At 72.8% G+C, this 18,594-nt stretch carries 18 protein-coding genes; 5 read left to right on the top strand and 13 right to left on the bottom strand.

Features of this window, described 5'->3' with window-relative positions; all coding sequences use genetic code 11:
* Positions 1–22: 22 nt before the first annotated feature.
* From nadC to AB4Z14_RS20745, 5 genes are all read right to left on the bottom strand, one after another.
* Positions 23–907, bottom strand: coding sequence for a carboxylating nicotinate-nucleotide diphosphorylase (gene nadC / locus AB4Z14_RS20725; RefSeq protein ID WP_442276875.1), 885 nt, complete (start codon positions 905–907; stop codon positions 23–25).
* Positions 904–2,730, bottom strand: coding sequence for an L-aspartate oxidase (locus tag AB4Z14_RS20730; RefSeq protein ID WP_442276876.1), 1,827 nt, complete (start codon positions 2,728–2,730; stop codon positions 904–906). Before AB4Z14_RS20730 ends, nadC begins: the two co-directional genes overlap by 4 nt.
* Positions 2,731–2,742: 12 nt before the next feature.
* Complete coding sequence (gene panD / locus AB4Z14_RS20735; protein WP_442276877.1) at positions 2,743–3,177, bottom strand: aspartate 1-decarboxylase; 435 nt, start codon at positions 3,175–3,177, stop codon at positions 2,743–2,745.
* Between the two features lie 36 nt (positions 3,178–3,213).
* Positions 3,214–4,113 (bottom strand): pantoate--beta-alanine ligase, encoded by a 900-nt coding sequence (gene panC / locus AB4Z14_RS20740; RefSeq protein ID WP_442276929.1) that lies wholly within the window; start codon positions 4,111–4,113, stop codon positions 3,214–3,216.
* Between the two features lie 86 nt (positions 4,114–4,199).
* Positions 4,200–5,108 (bottom strand): Rossmann-like and DUF2520 domain-containing protein, encoded by a 909-nt coding sequence (locus tag AB4Z14_RS20745; RefSeq protein ID WP_442276878.1) that lies wholly within the window; start codon positions 5,106–5,108, stop codon positions 4,200–4,202.
* A 23-nt stretch (positions 5,109–5,131) separates the two neighbouring features.
* Between AB4Z14_RS20745 and AB4Z14_RS20750 the strand changes: the two genes are divergently transcribed.
* Positions 5,132–6,124: an SAM-dependent methyltransferase gene (locus tag AB4Z14_RS20750; RefSeq protein WP_442276879.1), complete on the top strand. Its 993-nt coding sequence runs from the start codon at positions 5,132–5,134 to the stop codon at positions 6,122–6,124.
* Positions 6,125–6,129: 5 nt separating this feature from the next.
* On the top strand, positions 6,130–6,663 hold the full coding sequence (locus tag AB4Z14_RS20755) for a copper resistance CopC family protein (protein WP_442276880.1): 534 nt from the start codon (positions 6,130–6,132) through the stop codon (positions 6,661–6,663).
* Positions 6,664–6,700: 37 nt separating this feature from the next.
* On the opposite strand, the gene AB4Z14_RS20760 is transcribed toward AB4Z14_RS20755, so the two are convergent.
* Positions 6,701–7,144, bottom strand: a complete 444-nt coding sequence (locus AB4Z14_RS20760) for a VOC family protein (RefSeq protein WP_442276881.1) — start codon at positions 7,142–7,144, stop codon at positions 6,701–6,703.
* The gene (locus AB4Z14_RS20765) at positions 7,137–8,384 is read right to left on the bottom strand and encodes a cytochrome P450 (RefSeq protein ID WP_442276882.1); all 1,248 of its coding nucleotides are present in this window, start codon (positions 8,382–8,384) and stop codon (positions 7,137–7,139) included. The genes AB4Z14_RS20760 and AB4Z14_RS20765 overlap by 8 nt, the downstream gene beginning before the upstream one ends.
* A gap of 82 nt (positions 8,385–8,466) precedes the next feature.
* On the opposite strand from AB4Z14_RS20765, the gene AB4Z14_RS20770 reads away from it, so the two are divergent.
* Positions 8,467–9,654, top strand: a complete 1,188-nt coding sequence (locus AB4Z14_RS20770) for an NADH-quinone oxidoreductase subunit D (protein WP_442276883.1) — start codon at positions 8,467–8,469, stop codon at positions 9,652–9,654.
* A gap of 8 nt (positions 9,655–9,662) precedes the next feature.
* Positions 9,663–9,893 carry a hypothetical protein gene (locus AB4Z14_RS20775; RefSeq protein WP_442276884.1) on the top strand — a complete coding sequence of 77 codons (231 nt, stop codon included), beginning with the start codon at positions 9,663–9,665 and terminating at the stop codon, positions 9,891–9,893.
* Between the two features lie 11 nt (positions 9,894–9,904).
* Here AB4Z14_RS20775 and AB4Z14_RS20780 read toward each other — a convergent pair whose 3' ends face one another.
* The 6 genes from AB4Z14_RS20780 to ftsH all read right to left on the bottom strand — a co-directional run bounded on the left by AB4Z14_RS20780 (position 9,905) and on the right by ftsH (position 16,013).
* Positions 9,905–10,882, bottom strand: a complete 978-nt coding sequence (locus AB4Z14_RS20780) for a hypothetical protein (protein ID WP_442276885.1) — start codon at positions 10,880–10,882, stop codon at positions 9,905–9,907.
* Positions 10,883–10,989: 107 nt separating this feature from the next.
* Positions 10,990–11,481: a DUF3180 domain-containing protein gene (locus tag AB4Z14_RS20785; RefSeq protein WP_442276886.1), complete on the bottom strand. Its 492-nt coding sequence runs from the start codon at positions 11,479–11,481 to the stop codon at positions 10,990–10,992.
* Complete coding sequence (folK, locus tag AB4Z14_RS20790) at positions 11,478–12,365, bottom strand: 2-amino-4-hydroxy-6-hydroxymethyldihydropteridine diphosphokinase (RefSeq protein ID WP_442276887.1); 888 nt, start codon at positions 12,363–12,365, stop codon at positions 11,478–11,480. Before folK ends, AB4Z14_RS20785 begins: the two co-directional genes overlap by 4 nt.
* Positions 12,362–13,288, bottom strand: a complete 927-nt coding sequence (gene folP / locus AB4Z14_RS20795; RefSeq protein WP_442276888.1) for a dihydropteroate synthase — start codon at positions 13,286–13,288, stop codon at positions 12,362–12,364. Before folP ends, folK begins: the two co-directional genes overlap by 4 nt.
* Before the next feature lie 46 nt (positions 13,289–13,334).
* On the bottom strand, positions 13,335–13,907 hold the full coding sequence (folE, locus tag AB4Z14_RS20800; protein ID WP_056773646.1) for a GTP cyclohydrolase I FolE: 573 nt from the start codon (positions 13,905–13,907) through the stop codon (positions 13,335–13,337).
* A gap of 3 nt (positions 13,908–13,910) precedes the next feature.
* Positions 13,911–16,013: an ATP-dependent zinc metalloprotease FtsH gene (gene ftsH / locus AB4Z14_RS20805; RefSeq protein WP_442276889.1), complete on the bottom strand. Its 2,103-nt coding sequence runs from the start codon at positions 16,011–16,013 to the stop codon at positions 13,911–13,913.
* Between the two features lie 346 nt (positions 16,014–16,359).
* On the opposite strand from ftsH, the gene AB4Z14_RS20810 reads away from it, so the two are divergent.
* The gene (locus AB4Z14_RS20810) at positions 16,360–18,522 is read left to right on the top strand and encodes a GTP-binding protein (RefSeq protein WP_442276890.1); all 2,163 of its coding nucleotides are present in this window, start codon (positions 16,360–16,362) and stop codon (positions 18,520–18,522) included.
* Positions 18,523–18,594: the final 72 nt, after the last annotated feature.

The following is an 18,594-nucleotide window of genomic DNA, read 5'->3' on the forward strand; positions in this document are numbered from 1 at the left end:
CCGACGTGACCTTTCGACGGGTTCAGTCGGTGAGGTCGAGGGCGATGTCGACGATGGGTGAGCTGTGCGTCAGGCCGCCGACCGACACGAAGTCGACCCCGGTCCCGGCGTACGCCCGCACGACCTCGAGCGTCAGACCACCGGTCGCCTCGATCTCGACGGGCTCGCCGGCGGCGCGGAGCAGGGCGACGGTCTCGCCGAGCACGTCGACGCTCATGTTGTCGCACATGATGAAGCGCGCCCCGGCGTCGTAGGCCTCCTGCGCCTCGGCCGGCGTCGTCACCTCGACCTGCACGTCGACGTCTGGGAAGCGCCCGCGGACGAGCGCGTACGCCGCCGCCACCGAGCCGGCCGCGAGCTTGTGGTTGTCCTTGATCATCGCGACGTCGTAGAGACCCATGCGCTTGTTCGTGCCGCCGCCGCAGCGCACGGCGTACTTCTCGAGCCAGCGCATGCCCGGCGTCGTCTTGCGCGTGTCGAGGACCATCGTCGACGTGCCCTCGAGCGCGTCCGCCCAGCGACGGGTGTGGGTGGCCACGCCCGACAGCCGGCTCAGGATGTTGAGGATCGTCCGCTCGGCCACGAGGATCACCTGGGTGGGCCCGGTCAGCCGCGCGATGACGTCGCCGCGCTCCAGCCGCGAGCCGTCGTCGCCCACGACCTCGACCGTCGGCACGTCGCGGCCGAGCTGCTCCGCGACCGCCGCCAGCACGAGGCCGATGACCGGCACGCCTGCGACGACGCCCGGCGCCCGCGCGACGATCTCGGCCGTTCGCGTCTGGTCGGAGGGGATGGTCGCGAGCGTCGTCACGTCGACACCCTCGGGACCGAGGTCCTCACGCAGGGCGACCGTGACGAGCTCTCGCGCCCACTCGTGCGGGAACCCGCTCAGCCCGTCGCCGCTCACTGCGTCTCCTCCGTCGATCCCACCGGTTGCGTATGCCGTCCAGCCCCGTTCGCGGGTCGCGCCCCGTCCGCGCGGTCCTCGTCGAGCACGTCGAGCGGCACCGAGCCGTCGAGGTCGAGGCCGTCGAGGTTCGAGCGGGGCACGGGCACGACCGTCGCCTCGAGCACGCCGGAGCCGGAGCGCTGCAGGTGCACGTGGTGCAGGAAGTGCGCGTCGTCGCGGGCCGGGTGGTCCTCGCGCACGTGACCGCCACGGGTCTCGTCACGCAGCGCCGCGGCATACGTCAGCGCGCGTCCGAGGTGGAGCAGGTTGGTCGTCTCCCAGCTCTTGGGACCGCCCTGCTTGTCGGCGTCGTCGGCGACGGCGCGCGCCGCGAGCGCCGCGAGGGTCTCTTGTGTCGCGGCGAGCGACGCGGCTGAGCGCACCGTGCCGGACCCCGACGTCATGGCGCGCTGCACGTCGAGGCGGCGCTTGCCGCGGATCAGCTCGGGCTCACCGACCGGTGCGACGGGCGTCGTCTCGGGGAGCTCGCCGGCGCCGAGCCGGGCGGTGAGGTCGTCGGCGATGCGGCGCGCGAAGACGAGCCCCTCGAGGAGCGAGTTGCTCGCGAGGCGGTTGGCGCCGTGGACGCCGGTGCACGAGGTCTCGCCGCACGCGTAGAGGCCCTCGAGCGAGGAGCGACCGCGCAGGTCGGTGCGCACGCCACCGCTCGCGTAGTGCTGCGCGGGTGCGACCGGGAGCAGCTGGGTCGCAGGGTCGAAGCCGAGCTCGCGGCAGCGCTGGACGATCGAGGGGAAGCGCTGCTCGAGGAACTCGGCGCCGAGGTGGCGGCAGTCGAGGTAGACGTGGTCGGCGCCGGTCTCGCGCATCCGGGCGATGATGGCGCGGGCCACGACGTCGCGCGGCGCGAGGTCGGCGAGCGGGTGCTGGCCCTGCATGAAGCGCTCGCCCGCCTCGTCGACGAGGAAGGCGCCCTCGCCGCGGACCGCCTCGGAGATGAGCGGCTGCTGGCCTCGCGAGCCCTCGCCGAGCCACAGGACCGTCGGGTGGAACTGGACGAACTCGAGGTCGGCGAGCACGGCGCCGGCACGCAGTGCGGCCGCCATGCCGTCTCCGGTCGCGACGGACGGGTTCGTCGTCGAGGCGTAGATCTGGCCGAGTCCACCGGTGGCGAGCACGACGGCACGGGCGTGGGCCGCGCCGACCCCGTCGACCTGCCCCTCGCCGATGACGTGGAGCGTCACGCCGCACACCCGGGCGTCCGCGTCGGTCAGCAGGTCGACGACGAGAGCGTGCTCGATCACCTCGATGCCGGGGTCGTCGCGCACGCGGTCGAGGGCGGCGATGAGGGCTCGGCTGATCTCGCGGCCCGTGGCGTCGCCACCGGCATGGAGGATGCGATCGCGGTGGTGCCCGCCCTCGCGGGTCAGCGACAGCCCGCCCGTGTCGCCACGGTCGAACTCGGCCCCGAGGGCGATGAGGTCCCAGACGGCGTCGGTGCCCTCGCGCACGAGCGCCTCGACGGCGTCGACGTCACAGAGACCGACACCGGCGACGAGGGTGTCGTGGATGTGCTCGGCGGCGCTGTCCTCCGGCGACATGACGGCGGCGATGCCGCCCTGCGCCCAGGCCGTCGAGCCCTCGTCGAGGACGGTCTTGGTCACGAGGAGCACGCGGTCGACGCGGCGCCTCAGCCGCAGGGCCGTCGTGAGGCCGGCGACGCCGGAGCCGACGACGATGACGTCGGCGGTGGTCGTCCAGCCGGGCGCGGGCGCACGCAGCCGCCGGGGGACGGTCACGTCGGGGAGCCCGCTCTGCGGCATACGGCTGGCCTCTCAGTCCTGGTACTCGTGGTGTCGCTCGGTGACGGCGGAGGTCATGAGACCGAAGCCGTCGGGCACGTCACCTGCATCGTGCCCCACCTCGATGATGCGGTTGTCGTCGTCGACGAAGACGACCTGCGGCTCGAAGGTGCGTGCCTCGGCATCGTCCATCGCGGCGTACGCGATGATGATGACCGTGTCACCGGGCGAGATGAGCCGGGCCGCCGCGCCGTTGATGCAGACGATGCCCGTGCCGCGCTCGCCCTCGATCGCGTAGGTCGTCAGGCGGTTGCCGTTGTCGACGTCGACGACGTCGACCTGCTGGCCCGGCCACAGGTCGGCGGCGTCGAGCAGGTCGCGGTCGATCGTCAGTGAGCCGACGTAGTGCAGGTCGGCCTGCGTCACCGTGGCCCGGTGGATCTTCGAGTGGAGCATGAAGCGCTGCACGGCAGGGTCCTCGGAATCGTCTGTGTGGAGGGGGACTCAGGGGTGGGAGAAGGTCTCGAGCGCGCCGCCGCCGGGGCCGACGAGCACCGGCAGGTTGTCGATGAGACGAGTCGTACCCACTCGGCCCGCCACAGCGAGCAGCGCCTCGCCGCGATACCACTCCGGCACGTCCTCGAGCGTGTCCGGGTGGACGAGCACGAGGTAGTCGACGAGCGCGAGCGGCTCGCGCACGAGCACGGCCCGCGCGGCCCGACGGACGGCCGACGGGCCCTCGGGAGCGGCGTCGGCTCCCGCTCGCAGCGCGGCCGACAGGCACAGGGCCGTCTCTCGGTCGGAGTCGGTGAGGTAGGTGTTGCGGCTCGACATCGCGAGACCGTCGGGCTCGCGGACGGTCGGCACCGCCACGACCCGCACCGGGAAGTCGAGGTCGCGGCACATCCGGCGGATGAGGAGCAGCTGCTGGGCGTCCTTCTGCCCGAAGTAGGCGGCGCTGCACCGGGTCAGATGCATGAGCTTGCCGACGACGGTGAGCATGCCGTCGAAGTGGCCGGGTCGCGACTGGCCCTCGAGGACGTCACCGAGCGGGCCGGCGGAGACGCGGACGCCCGGGTCGCCGTCGGGGTAGATGACGTCGGGCGTCGGGGCGAAGACGACGTCGACGCCCGCGGCCGTGCAGATCTCGAGGTCGGCGTCGAAGGTGCGCGGGTAGCGCGAGAGGTCCTCCTTGGGCCCGAACTGGAGCGGGTTGAGGAAGATCGTCACGACGACGTGGCGGTGGGTCTTGCGTGCCTGGTGGATGAGCGTCGCGTGCCCCTCGTGCAGCGCGCCCATCGTCATGACGACGGCGACGTCGTCGTCGTCGAGCGCCGACCGGGCGTCGCTCAGCTCGTCCCTCGTCCGCGCCACCACGGGCGACGCGGGGCGCGTGTCGGTGATGACGGCGGCGTCGGCGGTGTGGTCGCCGGCGCCGGTGGTCGTGCCGGTGGTCGTGCCGGGTGTCGTGCCGGTGGCGGTGGTGTCAGTCACGGTTGGTCCTCCTCGTGCGCGAGCAGCTCGAGCAGCGGGCCGGCGTCGGAGGCGCGGAGGCGTCCGCTGAGCAGCGCTCGCTGCGCCGTCGCGCGGGCCAGGGCGAGGTAGGTCGGGCGAATGTCCGGGGCGACCTTGCGCAGCATCGCGACGTGCCCGGCCACGGTACCGGCATCGCCGCGCGCGACCGGACCGGTGAGGGCTGCGTCACCCCGGCGGAGGGTGTTGGAGAGCGCGGCGGTCAGGAGCGGTTCGAGCACGCGGGCCGGGTCGTCGACGCCGGCCTCGCCGAGCAGCTGCATCGCCTGGGCCACGAGCGTCACGAGGTGGTTCGAGCCGTGCGCGAGGGCCGCGTGGTAGGTGACGCGGTCCTCCTCGGCGATCCACACCGGGTCGCCGCCCATCTCGATGACGAGCGCCTCGCCGAGGGGCCGCGCGAGGTCGAGGGTCGTCACCCCGAAGCAGCAGTCCTGGAGCCGGTCGAGGTCGAGCTCGGTGCCGGTGAACGTCATCGCCGGGTGGATCGCGAGGGGCACGATGTCGCTTCCGGCCGCCGCCTCGAAGACCGAGATGCCGTGCGCCCCGGACGTGTGCATGACGAGCTGTCCGGGCGTGAAGGTGCCCGTGGCGCTGAGACCCGCGACGAGGTCGGCGAGGGCGTCGTCCGGCACGGCGAGGACCACGAGGTGGGCACCCGAGACGACCTCGGGGATCGGCTTGACCGGTACACCCGGCAGCAGCATGGCCGCCCGTTCGCGGCTCTCCTCGCTGACGGCCGAGACGCCGCTGACGACGTGACCGGCTCGTGCGAGGGCGGCCCCGAGGACGGCGCCGACGCGACCGGCGCCCACGACGCCGACGTCGAAGCGCGCGGGACGCTCGTGCGGGGTGCTCACCCACGGCACGCTATCGCCTACAGTCGGCGGTCGTGGATCCCGTTCCCTGGCGCGAGGCGTGGCACGAGGCGTTGTATGCCGCCGGGCAGGGTTTCTACGTCACGCGCGGTGGGCCCGCGGCGCACTTCACGACGGCCGCCCACGGTCCGACGGGGGCGGCCCTGGCCCGGGCCCTGCTCAGACTCCCCGAGCACCCCGTCCGAGTGGTCGTGGACCTCGGCGCCGGACGCGGCGAGCTGGCCACGCACCTCGTGGAGGCCATGGACCCGACCGAGCCCCGGGGTCGGCGCACCCCCGACACCACGAGGGTGGTGGCGGTCGACGTCGTCGACCGGCCGGACGGGCTCGACGACCGGGTGGACTGGGTCCGCTCCCCCGGGGGCTCAGTCCTGCCGCCCGAGCTGACCGGCCTGCACGACGCCCTCGTCATCGCCCACGAGTGGCTCGACGTCGTGCCGTGCACCGTCGCCGAGGTCGACAGCGACGGCGTCCTGCGCGAGGTGCTCGTCGACCCGACGATTGGCGTGGAGTCGCTCGGGCCCCGGCTCCGCGACGCCGACCGGCGCTGGGCCGAGGCCCACTGGCCCACGAGCACGCCGGGCGACCGCCTCGAGATCGGCCTGACCCGCGACGAGGCGTGGGCCGACCTCGTCTCCCGGGTCGAGGACGGGACGCTCATCGCCGTGGACTACGGCCACACGGCGACGGAACGTCCGTCCGGGGGGACGCTCACGGCATACGCCAGCGGTCGGCTGACGACGCCCGTGCCCGACGGCTCGTGCGACGTGACGGCCCATGTCGCGATGGACACCCTCGACGCCGACGAGGTGCTGACCCAGCGCGAGGCACTGCAGGCGCTCGGGCTGACGGGCACCACGCCGTCGCACGCGGTCGCGACGACCGACCCGCTCGCCTACCTCGCCGCGCTCGAGCGGGCGAGCGTCGAGGCACGGCTGCTCGCCCGGGACGGCTTCGGCCGCTTCCGGTGGGCGGTGAAGCGCGTCCGCGGGCACGACGTAACCTGAACGGCATGCGTCGTCTCGCCTCCGCGCTGCTCGCCCTCGGACTCCTCGTCGCCGTGCCGGCGACCGCCTTCGCGCACGACGTCCTCGAGCGCACGAACCCCGCCGACGGCACGAGCGTCACGCAGCTGCCGGGCACCGTGGTGCTCACCTTCTCGGAGGCCCCGCTCGAGATCGGCACCCAGGTCGTCGTCACCGGGCCGACGGGACCCGTGTCGTCCGGCAGCCCGACGATCGAGGGCCGCGACGTGACGCAGGCCCTCGCGCCGAACGCGCCCGGGGGCGACTACACGGTGTCCTACCGCGTCACCTCCGACGACGGCCACCCCGTCACCGGCACGTTCTCCTTCCACGCGGCGATCGGGCTCGACGGGTCCACCGCCACGGCCGGTGCGACCGTGCACGTCAAGCCCGCCGCCGGCACCGACGACGCCGAAGGCTCGCTCCTCGTGCCGATCCTGCTCACCATCGTGGGCACCGTCGTGCTTCTCGGGGTCGGTGGCTTCCTCGTGCTGCGTGGCCGCGAGGCCGACCGCACCTGACGAAGGCTGGCGCGGCCAGACGCGGCCGGCGAGCCCGTCAGTCGGGCTCGGGCAGCGACTCCGGCAGCGACTCCGGCACCGGGTCCGGCACCGGCTCGGGCAGGGGCTGGTTGAGGAACCAGCGGTGCCCGAACGGGTCGTGGAAGACGGCGAGCCGGCCGATCGGCGGGTTGTCCTCGGGTGCGCGGTCAACGGTGGCCCCTGCGCCCTGCACCCGGCGGCAGAGGGCGTCGACGTCCGTCACCGTGAGGTGCAGCGTGACGGCGTTGCCACGGCCCGGGTCCGGCGGGGCGACTCCCGCGGACTCGAACGCGTCGGACATCATCCACCGGGCGCCGTCGACAGCCAGCTCGCAGTGCCCGACGTGCCCGTCGTCCATGACGATCGGGTCGACGACGACCTCCGCGCCGAGGTGAGCGCGGTACCACTCGATCGCGGCCCGCGAGTCGGCCACGCAGATGTACGGCGTCAGCTCAGCCATGTCGTTCTCTCCCTCGGTCGGTGCTCCGGTCAGGTCCTGCGCTCGGCGCGACGACGAGCCGCTCGTAGCCGCGCAGCACGAACGTCGGTCGCCGCACCGCGTCGACGACCTCGATCGGCCCGAGCCGCTCGAGGAGGGCTCGAGTCGAGATCTGCAGCTCCATCCGCGCCAGCGGCGCCCCGAGGCAGAAGTGGATGCCGGCGCCGAAGGCCAGGTGCGGGTTGGGCTCGCGCGATGCGTCGAAGCGGTCGGGGTCGGCGAAGACGGCCGGGTCGCGGTTGGCGGCCCCGAGCAGCGCCGCCACCTTCTGGCCGGCCCTGACCGTGACCCCGTGGAGCTCGACGTCGGCCGTGGCGGTGCGCTCGAAGAGGTGCAGCGGTGAGTCGTGCCGGAGCATCTCCTCGACGAGTCGCTCGACGGAGGCCTGGTCGTCGAGGGCGTCGAGCACCGCGTCACGCTCCCCCGCGTCGGCGAGCAGCGACGCCAGACCGTTGCCGAAGCCGTTGACGCTCGCCTCGTGCCCGGCGTTGAGCAGCAGCACGACCGTCGCGACGAGCTCGCGCGGCGAGAGGCGGTCGCCGCCGTCCCGCTCCTGGACGAGCGAGGTCAGCAGGTCCTCGCCGGGCGCGGCCGCCCGCTCCGCCGCGAGCGCGTCGACGTACGAGGCGAACTCGTCGCAGGCGCGCTGGGCGTCCCGCTGGGACTCGGGGTCGGGGTCGACCTCGTACATCCGGACGATGGCCTGGGACCAGTCCCGTAGCACCTTCCAGTCCGCGGTCGGCGCACCGAGCAGCTCACAGATGACGAGGACGGGCAGCGGCTCGGCGTAGGTGGAGATCACGTCGACCCGGCCGTCCCGGTCGAGGATCCGCTCGACATCGTCGAGCAGCCCTGCCGCGATCTCCTCGACCCGCGGACGGAGTCGCGCCACGTGCCCCCGGGCGAACGCGCCGGCCACGAGGCGGCGCAGCCGCGTGTGCTTCGGCGGCTCCGAGTCGAGGATCGAGTCGGCGTGCAACCAGTCGAACGTCGTCCACGCGTCGTCACCCTCGGAACGCGGCCGCAGGATCCGCCCGAGCCGCCGGTCACGCAGGACGTCGTTGGCAGAAGCGTGCGTCGTCGTCACCCAGAGGCCCAGACCCTCGTGCCACAGGACCGGCGCCTGCTCACGGGCTGCGGCGAGGGGCGCGTAGGGCTCGGTCACGACGGCGGGGCCGCGCAGGTCGAACAGGTCGGTCACCCCCACACTCTGCCCGACCGGGGCCGCCCCGGGGAGGGGCCACACGGCATACGCCCTCCGCATGGGCCGTAGGCTCGGGCCCATGACGGAGACCACCGCCTCGTCGCCGAGCCGGCGTCAGGCCCTGACCGTCGGCATCGGCGCGGGCGGGCTCGCGACCGCCGACATGGTGCTCAACATCGGGCCTCAGCACCCCGCGACGCACGGCGTCCTCCGCCTGCGCATCGTCGTCGACGGCGAGCGGATCATCAGCGCCGAGCCGATCGTCGGCTACATGCACCGGGGCGCCGAGAAGCTCTTCGAGGTCCGCGACTACCGCCAGATCATCGTGCTCGCCAACCGGCACGACTGGCTCAGCGCCTTCTCCAACGAGCTCGGCGTCGTGCTCGGCGTCGAGCAGATGCTCGGCATGGAGGTGCCGGAGCGGGCCGTCTGGGCGCGCACCGCACTCGCCGAGCTCAACCGCGTGCTCAACCACCTGATGTTCCTCGGCTCCTATCCCCTCGAGCTCGGCGCCATCACGCCGGTCTTCCACGCGTTCCGCGAGCGCGAGGAGCTCCAGGCCGTCATGGAGGAGGTCTCCGGCGGGCGCATGCACTACATGTTCAACCGCGTCGGCGGCCTCAAGGAGGACCTCCCGGCCGGCTGGATGGGCCGTGTCGACAAGGCGATCGCCAACGTTCGGAGGCGCCTGCCCGACCTCGAGCGGCTCATCGTCGGCAACGAGATCCTCGAGGCCCGCACCCGGGGCGTCGGGGTGCTGCCCCTGGCCACGGTCCAGGCCTACGGCGTCTCGGGCCCCATCGCACGCGCCAGCGGCCTCGACGTCGACCTGCGCCGCGACGCGCCCTACCTCGCCTACGGCGAGCTCTTCGGCGACAAGGGCCCGGGCCGCGTCGTGACCCGGACCGCCGGCGACTGCCTCTCGCGCCTCGAGGTGCTGCTCGAGCAGGTGCACGTGTCGCTCGACCTCGCGCAGGCCTGTCTCGACCGGCTCGTCCAGCTGCCGCAGGGCCCGATCAACGTCAAGCTCCCCAAGGTGCTCAAGGTGCCCGAGGGCGAGATCTACTGCGCGACCGAGAACCCCCTCGGCTTCAACGGCTACTACCTCGTCTCGCGCGGCGAGAAGACCCCGTGGCGCCTCAAGCTGCGCTCGGCGTCGTTCAACAACGTCAGCGTGCTGAGCGAGATGCTGCCCGGCCAGCTCATCGCCGACATGGTCGCGATCCTCGGTTCGATGTTCTTCGTCGTCGGGGACGTCGACAAGTGAGGGGTCGTATGCCGTCCGCCCGGGTCTCGCGCGCGACGCTCCTCCGCGCCGCCGCCGTCACCGTCATCACCGCGACCGTGACGCTCGCGGCGGCCTGCTCCGACGAGGACACCGTCGACACGATCCCGCCGCCGTGGCCCGTCCGGACGACGACGCCGGACGGCCCCCCTCAGCCACCGTCGGTGTCGACCACGACGCCAGCACCCACCTCGACGATCACCGTCGCCGGCACCACGTAGGGCCCGGCCGCTCAGAAAGCCGGCACCCCGAGCACCCGCGGCCTGCCCGAGGCGATGTCGATGACCGGCCGCGTGCCGAGCGGCTGCGCCAGGTGCAGCCGCGCGGGGCGCGACGCGTAGTCGGCGGTGCAGGCCGTGTCCTTCGGCAGCGGCGGCGTCGTGCCGCCGACGACCACCATGTCGTCGAGCTCGACGACGTGCGCGACGAGACCCGCGTCGCAGCCTCCCCCGGCGATGCCGACGTCGACGGTCGCGCCCTCGACGCGCCTGAGCGAGTCCGCGCCGTGAAGCTCGGGCGGCGCGTCGGGCAACCCGGGCAGCGGCCCCAGGTGCTGAGGCTGCGCGAACACCCCGTCGGCGACGGCGATCACCGAGATGGGGTGAGCGAGGCCCTCGACGGTGAGGCGCCAGACCGGCACGGTCGCGTCTCCTCCGCTCGTGCGCACCGCGGCCTCGACCAGTACCGCCTCGGACACGACGAGCCGGCACTGCGCGGCGGGGATGCCGTCACAGTCCCTGGGCTTGCTCAGAGCACCCTCGAGAGCACGGTCCAGGGCCGGGCGGACTCCGACGAGGTCGACCGGTCGAGACGAGCCGTCGGGCAGCCGGAGGGTCCCGGAGCCTGCGACAGCCTGGCCGACGGCCGGCGCGAGCGTGACGTGCCCGTAGGTCCACGCGACCTTCTGCTCGCCCGTGTCGAAGCCCTCGAGGAGCGCCCAGCTCGACAGGAGCACGGGTTGGGTGGGGACCGGCGGCGGGCCGGCGCGGCGTACGGCATCGGCGACGACCTTTGCGCGGTCGGCGAACTCGGCCGACGGAGCACGGACGGGCAGCATGCCGGGGTCCGGGCTCGGCAGGGGCGGCACCGGTGCCCAGGCCGTGGCATCGTGTGCCGGCACGCTGGTGCCGACGCCACCGTCCGCACGACCCGGAGCATCGGCCGAGCCGCATCCCGTCAGCAGCACGAGCCCCAGGGCGAACGTGCCCATCCTCGATACCGCGCGACGAGAGCCCCGTGACGTCATACCTGTGATGACAGCACGGGAACGCCGATCGTTGCATCCAAACCCGTCACGATCCGGCCACGCGTCACGCGTCAGCGGCGGGTGTCCGCCTCGCGCTCGTCCTCGTCCTCGTCGTCTCGCGGCCGGAGGCGGCACCAGTTCTGCACGACCATGCCGGCGACGGCGAGCAGCAGCGCGACGACGGCGTGCAGCACGAACGGCAGGATGCGCCCGCGCTGGGAGTCGACGTCGGCGTCCGGCAGCAGGACGAGGGCGTTGGCGAGGTACCAGCCGACGAGCACCGAGCCCGTGAGCGCGCCGGCCTGTCCGAGCACGAGCGTGCGGGCCGCGCGGAGCGGCGTGACGGCGGGGTTGGGCGCGCCGTCGCGGACCTTGCGCACCTGCCAGCCGGCGAGGACCAGCCCGCCGGTCAGGAAGAGCATCGCAGCGGCGCCGACCCAGCCGGGCTCGGGCACGGCGCTGCCGCCGGACATCATCCAGCGCAGCGCGAGCCACGCGACCACGGCCATGGCCAGTCCCGCGAGCACGAGAGTCGTGACGCGGATGCCGGAGTGTGGTCTCACTGCTGCTCCCATCGGGGACCGGGACGCACGCCCGATCGGTCGAGGTCGGCCAGCAGGTCGACCACCGCGCGTATGCCGTGGACACCCTCACCGACGCGCAGCGTGGCTCGCGGGTCGGCGTCGAGCCACGGCACGAGCACGAACGCCCGCTCGTGGGCCCGGGGGTGAGGCAGCGTGAGGCGCTTGTCGTCGCTCGTGACCTCGCGGTGGCCGCCGGGGTGGCCGTACTGGACGAGGTCGAGGTCGAGCGTCCTTGCGCCCCAGCGCACCTCACGCGTGCGACCATGATCGGCCTCGATGCGGTGCAGCTCGGCGAGCAGGTCGGTGGGATGCAGCAGCGAGCGGCCCACGACCACGGCATTGAGGTACTCGGGCTGCTCGGGGCCACCGACGGGGTCGGTGGTCACGATGTCCGACACCCGGGTGAGAGTGAGCCCCGGTAGGGCGGTGAGGGCTGCGATGGCGTCGGTCAGCGTCTGGCCGCGGTCGCCGAGGTTGGTGCCGAGCGCGATGACGACATGGGCGGCGTTGCTGCGCGAGACCTGCACCTGGACGTCCGTGAACGGGTGACCGACCGGCGCTTCGGGCTTGTGCACGACGACCTCGACAGCGTCGACGAGGTCGTAGCGCAGGACGTCGTCGGCGATGACCTCGGCGAGGCGCTCGATGAGGTCGAACGAAGGACCCGTGATGCGGGCGACGACGTCGCTCGCGACCGCGGCGTAGTTGACGGTGGCGGCGAGGGCGTCGGTGCGACCGGCGGGCTCGAGGTCGAGCGTCATCGTGACGTCGACGAAGAACGTCTGCCCGTCGCGCTTCTCGACGTCCAGCACGCCGTGGGTGCCGCGGGCGGAGACGCCCTGGAGCACGATGCGGTCGGTCATCGGTGAAGGCCCTCCGGGTCTGCAGAGTCGTCTGGTTCGGGGTCGTCGGCAAGGTCGTCGGGGGCGTGCTCGAGCGCGGCCTGGACGACGGTCAACGCGCGCACCGTGGAGGCGACGTCGTGGACGCGGACGCACCACAGCCCCGCCATGGCGGCCATGACCGACGTGGCCGTCGTCTCGACGTCGCGCTCGGCCGCAGGCCGAGGGGGCTCACCCTCGTCGCGTCCCAGCCGTCCGAGGAAGGTCTTGCGCGAGGCACCGAGCAGGATGGGCTGGCCGAGGTCGTGCAGCGCGGGGAGCGCGGCCATGAGGGTCCAGTTGTGGTCGGAGTTCTTGGCGAAGCCGAGACCCGGGTCGAGGACGAGGTGCTCCTCGTCGATGCCCCCTTCGAGGAGGGCGTCGCGCCGCTCCCCCAGCTCGCGCAGGACGTCCTCGACGACGTCGTCATAGACGGCGCGCGACTGCATCCCGGTGCTGTGCCCGCGCCAGTGCATCGCGATGTAGGGCATGCGGTTGGCGGCAACCCACGGGACCATGTCGGGGTCGGCGAGGCCACCCGAGACGTCGTTGACGATGGAGGCGCCGGCGTCGACCGCCGCACGCGCGACCGACGCGCGCATCGTGTCGACGGAGACCACGGCGCCGTCGGCGGCGAGGGCGGTGACGACAGGCACGACCCGGCGCAGCTCCTCCTCGACGGACGGGCGCTCCGCGCCGGGGCGGGTGGACTCGCCACCCACGTCGACGATGTCGGCGCCGGCCGCGAGCACGTCACGTCCGTGCGCGATGGCGGCGTCCTGCTCGAACCACTCCCCACCGTCGGAGAAGGAGTCGGGCGTGACGTTGACGACCCCCATGACGATCGTGCGGTCGCGCACGCCGAGCAGGGAGGTCGCGTCGAGGTCGGGACGGCGCGCGGTCATGGCCGCCATTGTGTCGCGGTCGGTGGTGCGGGTGTCGGGCCGTCGGTCACTTGTTGCCCTCGAGCATGAGCGCCATGGCCTCTGCTCGAGTGGCCGGGTCGCGCAGCTGGCCGCGCACCGCCGAGGTGATGGTGCTCGCGCCGGGCTTGCGGATGCCGCGCATGGACATGCAGAGGTGCTCCGCCTGGACGACGACGATGACGCCCTGCACGTCGAGGTGCTCGACGAGCGCGTCGGCGATCTGCGTCGTGAGCCGCTCCTGCACCTGCGGGCGCCGGGCGAAGACGTCGACGAGACGCGCGAGCTTGGACAGTCCGGTGACTCGCCCGTCCTTGCTCGGGATGTAGCCGACATGCGCCACCCCGTGGAAGGGCACGAGGTGGTGCTCGCACGTGCTGTAGAGCTCGATGTCCCGCACGATGACGAGCTCCTGGTGGTCGATCTCGAACGTCGTGCGGAGCACGTCGGCTGCCGTCATGTCGAGGCCGGCGTAGATCTCGGCGAACGACCGGGCCACCCGGCCCGGGGTGTCGAGCAGGCCCTCGCGGTCGGGGTCCTCACCGATGGCGAGGAGCAGCTCCCGGACGGCCGCCTCGGCGCGCGGCTGGTCGATCGACACGCCTCAGCTCTTCTCGGTGGGGTTGACGGGGCGGTCGTCCGGCACCTCGATGACCTGCTCGACGGGGTGCTCCTCGGCGAGGGGGTGCGCGCCGACGGCGGCCGCCTCGTCGATCTTGTCCTCGATGACGCGGTCGGCGGGCACCGGCGGGGGCAGGTGGCCGTTCTGGCCCGAGCCGTTCTGCGCGGCGATCTCGGCCGGCGTCAGGACCGGCGGACGGTCGCCGAGCTGGCGCGTCTGGGACGAGAGCCACGTCGGACGGGACGGCTGCTTGACGACCGGCTTGAAAAGCTCGGCGAGCTCGTGGACGTTGAGCGTCTCCTTCTCGAGCAGCTCGAGGACGAGGTGGTCGAGCAGGTCGCGGTTGGCGTTGATCGCCGCGTACGCCTCGTCGTGGGCCGCGTCGATGAGCGAGCGGACCTCCTCGTCGACGATGCGGGCGACCTCCTCGGAGTAGTCGCGCTGGTGCCCCATGTCGCGGCCGAGGAAGACCTCGCCGGTGCTCTGGCCGAGCTTGATGGCGCCGACCCGCTCGGACATGCCGAACTCGGTGACCATCTTGCGGGCCATGCCGGTCGCCTTCTCGATGTCGTTGCTGGCACCGGTGGTCGGCTCGCGGAAGACGATCTCCTCGGCGACGCGGCCACCGAGGGCGTACGCGAGCTGGTCGAGGATCTCGTTGCGCGTCGTGGAGTACTTGTCGTCGATCGGCATGACCATCGTGTAGCCGAGGGCCCGTCCACGCGGGAGGATCGTCACCTTCGTCACCGGGTCGGTGTGGTTGAGCGACGCGGCGACGAGGGCGTGGCCGCCCTCGTGGTAGGCCGTGATCTTGCGCTCCTTGGCCGACATGATGCGGGTGCGCTTCTGCGGGCCGGCGATGACGCGGTCGATGGCCTCGTCGAGGACCTCGTTGTCGATGACCTTCTTGTCACCGCGGGCGGTGAGCAGGGCGGCCTCGTTGAGGACGTTGGCGAGGTCGGCGCCGGTGAAGCCGGGCGTGCGGCGGGCGACGGCGAGCAGGTCGACGTCAGCCGTGACGGGCTTGCCCTGGGCGTGCACCTCGAGGATGCGGTGGCGGCCGATCATGTCGGGCGCGTCGACGGCGATCTGGCGGTCGAAGCGGCCCGGCCGCAGCAGAGCCGGGTCGAGGATGTCGGGGCGGTTGGTCGCCGCGATGAGGATGACGTTGGTCTTGACGTCGAAGCCGTCCATCTCGACGAGCAGCTGGTTGAGCGTCTGCTCGCGCTCGTCGTGGCCGCCGCCCATGCCGGCGCCGCGGTGGCGTCCGACGGCGTCGATCTCGTCGACGAAGACGATGGCGGGCGCGTTGGCCTTGGCCTGCTCGAAGAGGTCGCGGACGCGGCTCGCGCCGACACCGACGAACATCTCGACGAAGTCGGAGCCGGAGATCGAGTAGAACGGCACGCCGGCCTCACCCGCGACGGCGCGGGCCAGGAGGGTCTTGCCGGTACCGGGCTGGCCGTAGAGCAGCACGCCCTTGGGGATCTTGGCGCCGACGGCGAGGAACTTCGCCGGCTCCTGGAGGAACTCCTTGATCTCCTGGAGCTCCTCGATGGCCTCGTCGCAGCCGGCGACGTCGGCGAAGGTGACCTTCGGGGTGTCCTTGGTGGCGAGCTTGGCGCGCGACTTGCCGAACTGCATGACGCGGTTGCCGCCGCCCTGCATCTGGCCCATGAGGAACCAGAAGAGGCCGAGGATGATGATGATCGGCAGGATCGAGAAGAGCAGCGAGCCGAACCAGCTGGGCTCGTCGATCTGGTCGTCGACGCCCTGTGCCGGCGGCTTGGCGTTGAGGGCCTCGACGACGTCGGTGCCGCGGGCGTCGACGTAGTAGGCATAGACCGACTTCGCGTCCTTCACCGTGCCGTCGGGCGAGGTGTAGGGGGTCTTGAGGGTCAGCTCCATGCGCTCGTTGTTGAGCAGCTTGGCCGACTCGACGTTGCCGTCGGTGATCTGCTTCATGGCAGCCGAGGTGTCGATCCGGGGCGGCCCGGACTCGGAGAACATCATGCCGAAGACGAGCGCGCTGATGAGGACCAAGATCCACAACAGTGGTGTGCGCAGAATCCGCTTAGCGTCCATGTACGTGCGGGGCCTGTGGGGCCCCGGTCCTCCTGCTCGTCCGGTGAGTTTGTCCACCGGCACAACGTCCGGCGGACTACCAGTGTTCCGCATGCGGCGGGCCGGTGACGAACCAGCCCACGCAGGGTTGGACGGTCCCGTCCGCGGGCGGGCGCCGCTCGCGTATGCCGTGTGCCGTGCTCCCGGCCCAAAACCGGTTGCCGCACGCTCCTCCGCCTTGCTGCACTGGAGCGGTCGACGGTCCCGTCGACGTCAGGCACGGCCGAGGAGAGAGGCACCGGGATGCGCCGCAGCTTCATGTCACCCGAGCAGGTCACCCACACCTACGCACAGGACATGGAGCACCTTGGACACCCCACCCACCCCACCCGTGCGTCCCGGACGCACCCTCGGCCTCGGGATCCTCGCCCACGTTGACGCGGGCAAGACGAGCCTGACCGAACGTCTGCTCCTGCACGCCGGAGTCATCACCGAGCTCGGCAGCGTCGACGACGGCAGCACGCAGACCGACACCCTCGCGCTCGAGCGCGCCCGCGGGATCACGATCAAGGCCGCCGTCGTCTCCTTCGAGCTCGGCGGCCCCGACGACCCCGTCACGGTCAACCTCGTCGACACCCCGGGCCACTCGGACTTCATCGCGGAGGTCGAGCGCTCGCTGGCGGTGCTCGACGGAGCCGTGCTCGTCGTCTCCGCCGTGGAGGGCGTGCAGGCCCAGACCCGCGTGCTCATGCGGGCCCTGCGGCGGCTGCGCATCCCGACGGTGCTCTTCGTCAACAAGGTCGACCGCTCCGGCGCCCGCACCGACGCGGTCCTGCAGGAGGTCGTCGACCGGCTCGGCGTCACGCCAGTGCCCCTCGGCCGGGTCGTCGACGAGGGCACGCGCGGCGCCGCCGTCGTCCCGGACGGCCTCATGGCCCTGGGCCTGGCGACGCGGGGGCCGGCCGAGCACGAGGGCGCCGACCGGGCCACCGCAGCTGCCCGCGAGCGAGTCGTCGAGGCGTTGAGCCGGGAGGACGACCGCCTGCTCGCGGACTGGCTCGACGCCCCGCACCGGGTCGACGGCTCTCGGCTGCGAGCAGCCCTCGGTGAGCAGACGGGCCGAGGTCTCGTGTGCCCCGTCCTCCTCGGCTCGGCGATGACGGGGGCCGGCGTCGAGGAACTCGCCCTGGCCCTGCCGGACCTGCTGCCGGCGCGGACAACCGACCCCGAGGCGCCGCTCGCGGCCACCGTCTTCGCGGTCCAGCGCGGCGGCGCCGGTGAGAAGGTGGCCCTCGTCAGCGTCACGTCGGGCTGCCTGGCGGTGCGCGACCGGGTGCTCGTCCACGACGGTCGCACCGTCGGGACCATGGCATCGGACCCGGGCACACGGCATACGCCCTCGGTCTCCGGCGACGACGTGCGGTGCCGCGAGGAGCGGGTCACCGGGCTCTCGGTGCACGCTCGCGGCGGGGTGCAGCGCGTCGCGCGGGTACCTGCGGGGCGCATCGCGCGGGTCGTCGGGCTCGAGCGGGCCCGGATCGGCGACCTCGTCGGCGATGCCGCCCTCGCGCGGCCGCTCGTCCACGAGTTCTCGCCGCCGACGCTCGAGACGGTCGTCGAGGCGTGCGACCCCGCCGAGCGCGCGACCCTGCACACGGCGCTGACCCGGCTGGCGGAGCAGGACCCGCTCATCGACCTGCGGCACGACGAGGTGCGCGGCGAGACCCACGTGTCGCTCTACGGCGAGGTGCAGAAGGAGGTCATCGGCGCGACGCTCGAGGCGGAGTACGCCGTGGCGGCGCGGTTCAGCACGACGACGGTCATCTGTCGCGAGCGGGTCACCGGTTCGGGGGGCGCGTTCGAGGTCATCGACGTGGCGCCGAACCCGTTTCTCGCGACGGTCGGTCTGCGCGTCGACCCCGGCCCTCCGGGCAGCGGCGTCTGCTTCGCCCTCGGGGTCGAGCTCGGCTCGATGCCGGCGTCGTTCTTCACCGCCGTCGAGGACACCGTCCGGGCGACGCTCGGACAGGGGCTGCACGGGTGGCCGGTCACCGACTGCGTCGTCACGGTGACGCACTCGGGCTACTGGCCACGGCAGAGCCACATGCACCAGAAGTTCGACAAGTCGATGTCGAGCACGGCCGGCGACTTCCGTGCCCTGACGCCGCTCGTGCTCATGGAGGCGCTGCGCCTCGCGGGCACGGCGGTCGAGGAACCGGTGCACCGGTTCGATCTCGAGGTGCCGAGCGACGTGCTCGGTGCGGCGCTCTCGATGCTCGGCCACGTGCGGGCGACCCCACGCGAGACGGCCGTGCTCGGCCCGGTGACGCGGCTGCGGGGGGAGGTGCCGGCCGGGCGGCTGCACGAGCTGCAGCAGCGGGTGCCCGGCCTCACGAGCGGGCTGGGCGACCTCGTGACGGCGTTCGACGGCTACCGGCCCGTCGTCGGACCGGCGCCGACCCGGTCACGCACCGACCTCGACCCGCTCCACCGTCGGGAGTACCTCCTCCGCCTCGCCGGCAAGCTCTGAGCCCCCGAGCACCGCCTCCCGACGGTTCGGGGCCACAGCGCGCGGCTGGTCGACACCCCACCCACCAGGCCG

The organism is Terrabacter sp. 2TAF16 (assembly GCF_052115065.1).
Taxonomy (GTDB): Bacteria; Actinomycetota; Actinomycetes; order Actinomycetales; family Dermatophilaceae; genus Terrabacter.